Source organism: Sphingomonas antarctica (genome assembly GCF_965137005.1).
GTDB classification, from domain to species: Bacteria; Pseudomonadota; Alphaproteobacteria; order Sphingomonadales; family Sphingomonadaceae; genus Sphingomonas_O; species Sphingomonas_O antarctica.
On record NZ_CBCRXM010000015.1, the window covers coordinates 79031 to 87801 of the forward strand.

The 8771-nt window shown below is 63.0% G+C and carries 9 protein-coding genes and 1 pseudogene; 5 read left to right on the forward strand and 5 right to left on the reverse strand.

Translation table 11 applies throughout. The annotated features are described in order from the left end of the window. The first annotated feature begins 52 nt into the window (after positions 1-52). A complete protein-coding gene (locus tag ACM9ME_RS13450) occupies positions 53-826 on the forward strand; it encodes a DUF3108 domain-containing protein (RefSeq protein ID WP_415643970.1) in 774 nt (257 codons plus the stop codon). A 63-nt stretch (positions 827-889) separates the two neighbouring features. Here ACM9ME_RS13450 and ACM9ME_RS13455 read toward each other — a convergent pair whose 3' ends face one another. The 3 genes from ACM9ME_RS13455 to ACM9ME_RS13465 all read right to left on the reverse strand — a co-directional run bounded on the left by ACM9ME_RS13455 (position 890) and on the right by ACM9ME_RS13465 (position 4827). After that, complete coding sequence (locus ACM9ME_RS13455) at positions 890-2845, reverse strand: TonB-dependent receptor (protein WP_415643971.1); 1956 nt, start codon at positions 2843-2845, stop codon at positions 890-892. Positions 2846-2976: 131 nt separating this feature from the next. Then, positions 2977-3699 carry a LytR/AlgR family response regulator transcription factor gene (locus tag ACM9ME_RS13460; RefSeq protein ID WP_415643972.1) on the reverse strand — a complete coding sequence of 241 codons (723 nt, stop codon included), beginning with the start codon at positions 3697-3699 and terminating at the stop codon, positions 2977-2979. 3 nt (positions 3700-3702) lie between these two features. Continuing rightward, a complete protein-coding gene (locus tag ACM9ME_RS13465; RefSeq protein ID WP_415643973.1) occupies positions 3703-4827 on the reverse strand; it encodes a sensor histidine kinase in 1125 nt (374 codons plus the stop codon). A 145-nt stretch (positions 4828-4972) separates the two neighbouring features. Between ACM9ME_RS13465 and ACM9ME_RS13470 the strand changes: the two genes are divergently transcribed. Both ACM9ME_RS13470 and ACM9ME_RS13475 read left to right on the forward strand, forming a co-directional pair. Continuing rightward, complete coding sequence (locus ACM9ME_RS13470; RefSeq protein ID WP_415643974.1) at positions 4973-5434, forward strand: nuclear transport factor 2 family protein; 462 nt, start codon at positions 4973-4975, stop codon at positions 5432-5434. Between the two features lie 192 nt (positions 5435-5626). After that, entirely contained in the window at positions 5627-6559 is a 933-nt protein-coding gene (locus ACM9ME_RS13475; RefSeq protein ID WP_415643975.1) for an IS5 family transposase, read from the forward strand. A 52-nt stretch (positions 6560-6611) separates the two neighbouring features. Here ACM9ME_RS13475 and ACM9ME_RS13480 read toward each other — a convergent pair. Continuing rightward, a pseudogene (locus tag ACM9ME_RS13480) lies at positions 6612-7095 on the reverse strand (transcription elongation protein SprT); the annotation flags it as partial. Positions 7096-7484: 389 nt separating this feature from the next. On the opposite strand from ACM9ME_RS13480, the gene ACM9ME_RS13485 reads away from it, so the two are divergent. Both ACM9ME_RS13485 and ACM9ME_RS13490 read left to right on the forward strand, forming a co-directional pair. Then, the gene (locus ACM9ME_RS13485) at positions 7485-7868 is read left to right on the forward strand and encodes a type II toxin-antitoxin system RelE/ParE family toxin (RefSeq protein WP_415643976.1); all 384 of its coding nucleotides are present in this window, start codon (positions 7485-7487) and stop codon (positions 7866-7868) included. Further along, a complete protein-coding gene (locus ACM9ME_RS13490) occupies positions 7846-8169 on the forward strand; it encodes a helix-turn-helix domain-containing protein (protein ID WP_415643977.1) in 324 nt (107 codons plus the stop codon). The genes ACM9ME_RS13485 and ACM9ME_RS13490 overlap by 23 nt, the downstream gene beginning before the upstream one ends. A gap of 245 nt (positions 8170-8414) precedes the next feature. On the opposite strand, the gene ACM9ME_RS13495 is transcribed toward ACM9ME_RS13490, so the two are convergent. Then, complete coding sequence (locus ACM9ME_RS13495) at positions 8415-8648, reverse strand: response regulator (protein ID WP_415643978.1); 234 nt, start codon at positions 8646-8648, stop codon at positions 8415-8417. Positions 8649-8771: the final 123 nt, after the last annotated feature.

Sequence of the window (8771 nt, forward strand, 5' to 3'; positions counted from 1 at the left end):
AAGTGACGGCTATGATTAGTCCCCATCGACAGTTTAGTTTCAAGGAGCAACCATGACCCCTCTAACCTCTTTGATGCTTGTCGCAGCCGCCGCACTGTCCTCTCCGGCTGAACCGGTGATCCACACACCGGTCGGAGTGCGCCCGGCCCGGATGGGCCTCCTGACAAGCGGTGTCAGGCGATATGTCCGATACACGCTGAAGGCGGGACGACGCTCGCCGACCGACCTATGGACCCGGACCGTCAGCTTCGAGAACCATGACGGCACGCGGCAGTTGCACATCGTCCAGCGGTGGGCCAGCGACGGCACCCCCAGCTACACCATCGACCAGGATTCATGGTTCGACGCGGCCACGTTCCGCCCGCTAATCCATGTCCGTACACAGCAGCACGACGGCAAGACGCTTGTCGGCGGCTACCGGTTCGCCCCCGACCGGATAACCGGAATGGCGGAACTGCCCGACAACACGCGGAAGAACTTCCGGCTAGATACGCCGGAGCCCCCGTTCAATTTCGAGCTCGACATGGAACTGCTCCAGGTGCTCCCTTGGAAGCCCGGCTACGTGGCCGACCTCGTGTTTTACGATCCCGGGCAGGATCCGCCAGCACACTACAGGTATCGGTATTCAGGCGAGGCGGCGATCATCGGACCAAATGGCGACAAGATCGACTGCCTGCTCGTCTCGGCCGAATTGGGCGGTGCGAAGACGCGGTTCTGGCTGGCCAAGAGGACGCAGGTGGTCGTCCACGAGGAGACCGAGCTGGATGGAACATTGTATGTGAAGACGCTCATCGGGTCAGAAGCCGCGGACCAGACACAAGCGTGAGCCAGCTATGAAATCATGATCGGCACCATTTCCTGCGGCATTGAGCTATGGCTCGGCCGAATCTCAAATGTCGACCGTCAGCCGCGCGGACAACTGCCGCGGGGTCCCCGGCTGGAGAGCGCCGCTTCCGACGATTCCCCAACTAAACGTGTCGGTCACGTTAGTCGCCTGGAGCCGAAACACGGCAGGCTTTCCGCTCAACTTCAGCCGATAGCGAAGGCCCAGCCCGATCAACGCTCGGGCCGGCAATCGAAGCGTGTTTTCGACCGTAGCGACTCGCTGGCCCACGCCGTCGACATTCGCGTCGAACGACAATGCGGGCAACCCCGGCAGCTTGTAGTCGAAGCTGGCGATGACCCGCAGCGGTGATGAGCCGACCGGACGGCTGCCGACCACGCCTGCCGCGACTTCGTCGCCTGACACGGTGGCGTCGAGGCCGACCGCCCCGGCGACGACGCTCAGACCCGGCAGCGGCGCGCCTGCCAACGACAGTTCGATGCCATCATGGCGGATTTCGCCGAGGTTTCGGAAGATCCGGACGGCATCCAGCCCATAATAAGGCTTTTCGATCTGAAATATGTCGGCGACCAGCGACAGGTGTTGCGCGACCGACCAGCGGAGCCCTGCATCGATCTGTCGCGTCCGAATGGCTGGCGGTGCCTGGTTGCGGTTGACCGCGATGTCGGGCGCGATGTCACTTTCCTCCAGACCGCGGCTGATCCCGGCATAGGCGGTCACGCGCTTGCTCAATTCGATGGCGCCCGCAATGTTGAAAAGCCAGGGGCGAGCGCGCGAAGTTGGCAATGCACCGGCGGGTGTCGTTACGTCTTTGTGATAGTCGGTCTTCTGAATGCCCAAATTAAGCACGCCGACCCCTTTCCACGATCCTTCATAGGCCGCGCCGAACGTCGCCTGACGAACCCGATCGTCGGTCTGCGGCCCGAAGCTGAAGGCGCGCAGGATGTGGAACTCGGGCGTGTCGATCCGCCCGCCCGGATAGGCGACCGTATCGGTGGCGCCATAGCGCCGGCGCTGGTCTCGCCCCCAGGCAGCCAGATAGATGCGGTGCAGTCGCGGTCCCTCGCTCAGCGTCCGCGATATCTGCACCTCGCCACTAGTGGCGCCTGCGGAGCCGTCGCGTTCGGCGATGACTAGCCGGTCGGCGTCACCGGACGGCCGGGTGTTCACAAACAATTGCGTGAAGCCGATCGGCGCTCTGTCCTGCGAGCGGAACACGGCGGTCCGGAGCCGCCACGCGCCGAGATCGACCCGACCCAACGCGCCGTAATTCAGGCCGGTGTCGCGCGACGCCGCCCAGCGCTGGCCGACGAAGCGACTGGAAGTCGGCGCTGGCGGCAGGTCGCTGCCGGCAAGCAACACCGTTGGTTCGGCGAGGCCGTTGGTGTTGGCGATCCGGCTGAAGAACGGAATAATTTCGATCGCGGGGCGCGGTCGCCATACCCCCGTGATCGCCGACGAGACGGTATCGTTCCTGCCGCCGCGCCCGTAACCGTAATGGTAGAACCCAACCCCGCCGGTGAAGCCGAGATGCGGCAGCACGTCATGAACTTGGCCGTCGACTTCGACCAATGCGCCGCCGAAGCTGTCGGCCTGCGTCGATATCGATACGAGGTCGCGCTTGCCCGGTCGGCGCAAATTATAGTCGGCGATGCCACTGGGCGCGGGGAATGGATGGCCCAGCACCGAGGGGCCGACCAGAATGCGATAACCGCCGATCAGCCGACTGGTGAAGTTGGCCTGCGTATCGATGTAGAGCCCATCGAGACGAACGTTGCCGGCAGCAGTTGGCGAAAAGCCGCGGACACCGTTCGGATCGTAGAGACCCAGGTTCTGGCCACTGATGTTGATCCCGAACGCATCCTCGGCCTGCGCTGTCGCATTTTCATCGACACGCTGGGCATGGGCACCTTCCGGCAACCACACGCTTGCAAACCCCACGATCAGCACGGATCGCCCGATACCGCGGCGGATCGCTTGCCCGAACGTTGATGATGGCACGTCGTTGATCCTCGCCCAACGCTCGCCGGATGGCGCGTTGAACGCGGCTTGCGCAGACCCGCGCGATGTCGGCGACCGCCACGCGATCAACCGTCAACTCGTTGCTACTAACGACGTCGCGTTCACGCGCGTCAGGCCGGGCAACCCAGCCGGTCGCGGACGGTTGTCAAATAACTCCTGCCGATCCGGTCGATCTTACCTGCCCCGTCGATCGCGCCCCAGGCACCGGCGCCAAGGTGTTGCAACCCCACGATCATATCGCGGCGCAGGATCGTCGAGCGGTGGATGCGCACGAACGCACCGGCGTCGAGACGCGCCTCGATCGTCGAAATTGGCTCTCGCAGCAGGTATGAGCGATCGCCAACATGAAATCGGACGTAATCGCGCTCAGCCTCGACCTTTCGGATATCTCTGGCCGCCACCCGCATCATGCCGCCACGGCTCGGCACCCAAAATTCATCGGCCGGTATCCACGCGGCCGTCAACGACGGCAACAGCCGTTCAATCCGTTCGAGCGCCCGGTCGAAGCGGAGTGGTTCGAGCGGCTTCAGAATATAATCGGTGACCGACAGGTCGAACGCCTGCGTCGCGAAATGATCGAACGCGGTCACGAACACGATCTGCGGTCGGCGCACGAAAGCTGCGAGCCGTGCCGCGACGTCAAGCCCGCTGAGGCCGGGCATGCCGATGTCGAGAAACACCACTGCGGGCAGGAGTGCGCGCGCCAGCGCCAAGCCCGCTGCTCCCCCGGTCGCCTCGCCAACCACCGTGACCCGGCCGCTCCGTTCGCAAAACCGGCGCAATGCCTCGATCGCCAGCGGTTCGTCGTCGATGATGATCGTCTCGAAGCTCATCGCTCAGTCGTCGCCCAGCGGAATCAGAATTTTTGCGCGAAATCCGCCGGCCGCCGATGGGCCAGCCGCAAAACGAGCAGCATGACCAAACCGGGCGGCCAGCCGGTCGCGGACATTGTTCAGGCCGATGCCAAAGCTGTTCGGGGTCGATGCCGTGGTCGGCGAGCCCTCCAGTGGCGTCGGTGCGTCGTCGGCGACTACGATTTCCAACAGCCGGTCGGCCGTGATCGCCGCGCTGATCGTGATCGTCACCGGCGCGCTGGTCCGCCCAACACCGTGCTTGATGGCGTTCTCGATCAGAGGCTGGAGCAGCAGCTGCGGGACCGGCACGACTGCCGCCGCGCGTGCGATGTCGGTCACGATCGTCAGCCGGGCCGGGAAGCGGCGGCGCTCAAGTTCCAGATAGCGCTGCTGCATCTCAACTTCGTCGCCCAGCGTCGCGTCAGCGACCGGATCGGTCGCCAAGCCATAGCGCAAGAAGCTGCCGATCTCGCCGATCAGCGCCTCCGCCTCCGCCGTCTCGCGTCGGCTCACGAGCGCAGTCAATGAGTTCAGGACATTGAACAGGAAGTGTGGGTTTATCTGGTAACGCAGCGCCCGGATTTGCGCGAGCCGCGCCGCTTCGCGATCCGCGCTCGAACGCAGATCGGCGGCGCGGGTCTGCGCGGCCGACGCCAACGCCAAATACAGCGCACCCCAGGCGACGAACACGAACGCCCAGTTGATCAGCATGTCGGATACGCTGACGACCAAATCATGCATCGTGCACGGCGTTCCGGCATGGCAAGACTCGCCCGGCATCGGGGTCAGCATATCGAAGATGAGAAAGTTGACCGTTGCAAAGACGAGCGCGGCCGGCAGGCTCATCGCCGATGTCAGCGCGATCCCGATCCGGAGCGACGCTGGTCGCAGGCGGACAAGTAAGCGATATATGAGCCAGGACAGGATGATGCCGACCGAGGCCACCACCAACCGCCGTTCGAACGCGGCGATCGGGTTGCTGTAGCCGAGCACGGCGGCGCGGATCGTATTGAGCGCCACGAATGCGCCCCAGAAGCAGCCCAGTGCCTTCGCTACCGCCACGCCGGTCAGCGGGGCGATCTCCTCTTGGCTTGTGGCGTCGTCCATTCTCCGCCGATACCACGCGAGCGATTGACGATTTACGGAAATTGCGTCGTTCGTCGCGCCGTGACGTCGTTGGCCGCTTGGCGCGCGCTCACATGCGAACTTCGCGTTTGAGGTGCGGACTACCGCTGTTTGCCTAGGAGATCTAATGTCGATCCGATCTTGCCGCTTTGCCCTGACCAGTCTCATCCTGGCAGTCACTACCGCAGCGCCCGCGAAACCGGCCGTCGAGCCGAAGACGGCGGCCGCCGTGCAGGCGGCGGACGATGCGTGGGGAGCTGCCGAAGCGAACGGCGACGCGGCCTTTGTCGACGGCCTCCTTTTGCCGGGCTATGTTTCAGTCGGTCCGACGGGCAAGGTCACAACAAAGGCGGCCATCGTCGCCGGCGCCCGCAAGCGCGGGCGATCTGCGGCGTTCGCTGCCGAGGTCGCAGCCTGGAAGGCTGAGCATCCGTCCCGCGCCGAAGTGAGTCTGTTCGGCGACACCGCGGTGTTGACGTGGGTATTGACCAAGCCAGACCTGCGCGAGCCGATCTCGTCGAGCGATGTATTCGTGTATCGACAGGGTCGCTGGCTCGCTGTCTATTCGCAGCACACCAGCGTCTCTTGAGTTGCGCACATCCGCTCAAGCGTTTCTTGAACCACGAGGTGCCTTAATCGCGCAGACCAGACCTGTCCGCATCACACCAATAGCCAGCTGGAAGAAGCGCCAGTATCTTCGCAAAACTCGTAAGATGGGGGCTTTGTTGCAAAACTGACGGTGGGGATTCACGCAGGGAATCGAGCGGGATAGATGGGCGTGATGCCCAAACCTGCCGCACCTGTGTATCGCACGACGAACTGGCCCGAGTATAACGCGGCGCTGAAGCGACGCGGGTCGCTGGAGGTTTGGTTTGATCCAGAGATGCACTGGCTATCGAAGCCGTGCGGTCGCCCTGGTCGTCCGATGCGGTTTTCGGACAGTGCCATCGAGCTGTGCCTGACGCTGAAGGCGCTGTTCAATCTGCCGCTGCGGCAAGTGACGGGATTGGTTGCGAGCCTGATCAAGATGGCGGGACTGGACTGGCCGGTGCCGGATTATACGACGCTGTGCCGACGCCAGAAGACGTTGAAGGTCAACCTTGGCGGGCGGGCCAGCTTGGGCGGACTGCACCTGCTGGTCGACAGCACCGGTATCAAGATGACGGGTGAAGGCGAGTGGAAGACGCGCAAACATGGCGCATCCTACCGTCGCCAGTGGCGCAAGGTGCATCTCGGGATTGATGCTGGAACACTGGATATTCGGGCCATTGAGGTCACGACGAATGCCATTGGCGATGCACCGACGCTACCCGTTCTCCTGGCGCAAATTCCCGGAGATGAGCGAATACTCAGCGTCGGCGGAGATGGCACTTATGATACCAGGGACTGCCATGCCGCTATTGCCGGGCGCGGTGCCGATGCGGTCATCCCGGTCCGCCGCAACGGGCAATCATGGGCGAAAGGCGGTCCCGGCGTCGATGCACGCAATGAAGCGCTACGCGCTACAAAGCGGCTTGGCCGCGCCATCTGGAAAAAGTGGAGCGGCTATCATCGTCGCAGTCTGGCCGAGACCAAAATGCACTGCTTCAAACTCTTGGGTCAACGCGCTGTCGCCCGCACCTTCGATCGTCAGATTACCGAGCTCAAAGTCCGTGCTGCAATCCTCAATCGGTTCTCCGAAATAGGAACACCGGTGACCGTCCGCATCGCATAACATCTTCAAGTAAAAGCGCGATCATGCTCTCGCGACATTATGCAACAAAGCCCATCCGCGCTGCCTGCTTCTTGGGCGCGGTCGTCTCACCACCGGTGTCGAGCCGGGCGTGGGGCAGGGGGCCGGCCGCATCGAGGATCGGCGCGATCACGACAAGGAACGCATCGCCGGGCGTCGTCGCCCGCATCGGCCCGATCAACCCCAAGCCCAGCGCGATGCGTTTAAACGTCTTCCCATGTCCGGCCGCGATACCGACAGCGGCGTGGACCAACTCGTGCGCGAGGATCGCCGCGATCTGCGCGGGCATCGCGTCGGGGGCGTGCGCGAGATCCGGGCGGATGAAGATTTCAAAGTGGCCGTCTGCGCTCAACCGGTTATCCCAGCACTCGCCGATCGCCTTGCCTTTGCGGCCCGCGCTGGTGAAGCCGATCGCCACGCGCACGCGGCCGGGCAGGGGGGGGTCCCAGCGCCGCGAACAGCGGGGCCATGCCCGCCGCCATCCGGTTCAACCAGCTCTCGCGATTGTCTTGCTCCATCGTCTTTCCCTTCTCGAATCGCCCTCGGGGCGATGGCCCTTCGCCATCGACCCTGCCTCGTGGCGAACAGCGGGGGAGAGGGGGGCAGCGGGAATCTGTCGGGGTGGTGCGGGCGCAGGCGGTAGCCGAGCCACGGCCCGGCTGATTGCCGTTGCTGGGGAGAGGGGGCGGCGCGCCCCTTTCCCCATCTAACGAAGATCTCCGCCGGCGACGCCGGCGTCCATTTGGGCGGGCCTGCTCGCCCGCGCGAGCGATCGTCACCCGCATGGGGCGAGACGCCGGCACGGCGGCTTGATCGGGGCGCAGCGGAGATAGAGCGCGGCCCGCATGGGCGCGCCAACCGTCATGCATTAGTTGCAAGAGGCCGGACTAGGTGCTACATATTTGTAATGACGGACGGAGAGCCACCGCGCACATTCAAGACGGCCTGGTTCTCGAAAGCCGCACGCAAGGCGCTGATTGCCGACACGGAACTATGTGACGCGATGGAACAGGTGCGGAAAGGACAAGCTGACGATCTCGGCGGGGGCGTGTTCAAGAAGCGGCTCGACAAGAACCGGCACCGCAGCATCATCGTCGCCAAGGGGCGGCGTTATTGGGTCTACACCTACCTGTTCGCCAAGAAGGACCGCGATAATATCACCGATGCCGAGCTGACCAGTTTTCGCGATCTGGCCGATCTCTATGACCGGAAGACCGACGCGGAAATCGACCTCGATCTAAATGCCAAAGAACTGACGGAGATTTGCCATGCCCGCGAAGCCCAAGTTTAAGAGCGACGCCTTCGAGGCGATTCATAGCAACGTGTCCGGCATGTTTCGGGCCGGCACGATCAGCAAGGCGACGATGCGTCATTTCGACGAGACATGCCTGACCGTGCCGACCGCGTTCGCGCCGGCCGACATCAAACATTTGCGCGAAAGCCATCATGTCAGTCAGCCCGTATTCGCGCGCTATCTCAACACTAGCGAAAGCACGGTCGAAAAGTGGGAAGCAGGCACGAAAAAGCCTAGCGGCCTGGCTCTCAAACTGCTCACCGTCGTCCAGAAGCACGGGTTGCAAGTGCTCGCCTGACACTCCGACGAGCTGCGTGGGTCAATCGCTTAGTAGCTTAGTAGCTTAGCAATGATGATAAATCTGAATCACAGCCGTTTTCCGCTTTCGTTCCATCCTCGGCTGTCTTCATTCTGGCACGGGTTTGTGACACCTGCAAACCCTTGGAAAAGCTGGGGTAGTGTGACGGTGTCAAAACCGACCGGTGCTGCCTCAGCCTGGATCGATAATCGAAGTTCGGCCCAGTCTTGCGGGGCAATCCGAATTTAGGATTGAATCGCAAGTTGGCTCAATCTTGCCGCCAACTCGTCCCGCCGGAATGGCTTTGCCAGCCGGGGAAGGGTTGCGTCGATACCCGCAATATCCGCGTAGCCTGACACGATGAGCACAGGCCGTTCCGGCCTTAGTTTGCGCACTGCATACGCCAGGTCTGTGCCCGTCATCCCCGGCATAAGATGGTCCGTCACCAGGAGATCAAACTGCGCGCCATCGCTGATCAACCGGAGCTGTCAGTCGGATGCGAACTCGTCTCCCCACGATGGAGATCAATCTTTGAAGATGGCGGATTAGCTTGCGATCTGACGCCACTCGGCAAGCGCCGCTGAGCGGCGCTCTTTGAAGGT

What these genes read in the sequence shown, in the direction of transcription:
- ACM9ME_RS13490 (WP_415643977.1), top strand. Translation starts at nt 7,846, where the DNA reads ATGCCCGCGAAGCCCAAGTTTAAGAGCGACGCCTTCGAGGCGATTCAT.
- ACM9ME_RS13465 (WP_415643973.1), bottom strand. Translation starts at nt 4,827, where the DNA reads ATGGACGACGCCACAAGCCAAGAGGAGATCGCCCCGCTGACCGGCGTG.
- ACM9ME_RS13460 (WP_415643972.1), bottom strand. Translation starts at nt 3,699, where the DNA reads ATGAGCTTCGAGACGATCATCATCGACGACGAACCGCTGGCGATCGAG.
- ACM9ME_RS13450 (WP_415643970.1), top strand. Translation starts at nt 53, where the DNA reads ATGACCCCTCTAACCTCTTTGATGCTTGTCGCAGCCGCCGCACTGTCC.
- ACM9ME_RS13470 (WP_415643974.1), top strand. Translation starts at nt 4,973, where the DNA reads ATGTCGATCCGATCTTGCCGCTTTGCCCTGACCAGTCTCATCCTGGCA.
- ACM9ME_RS13475 (WP_415643975.1), top strand. Translation starts at nt 5,627, where the DNA reads ATGCCCAAACCTGCCGCACCTGTGTATCGCACGACGAACTGGCCCGAG.
- ACM9ME_RS13485 (WP_415643976.1), top strand. Translation starts at nt 7,485, where the DNA reads ATGACGGACGGAGAGCCACCGCGCACATTCAAGACGGCCTGGTTCTCG.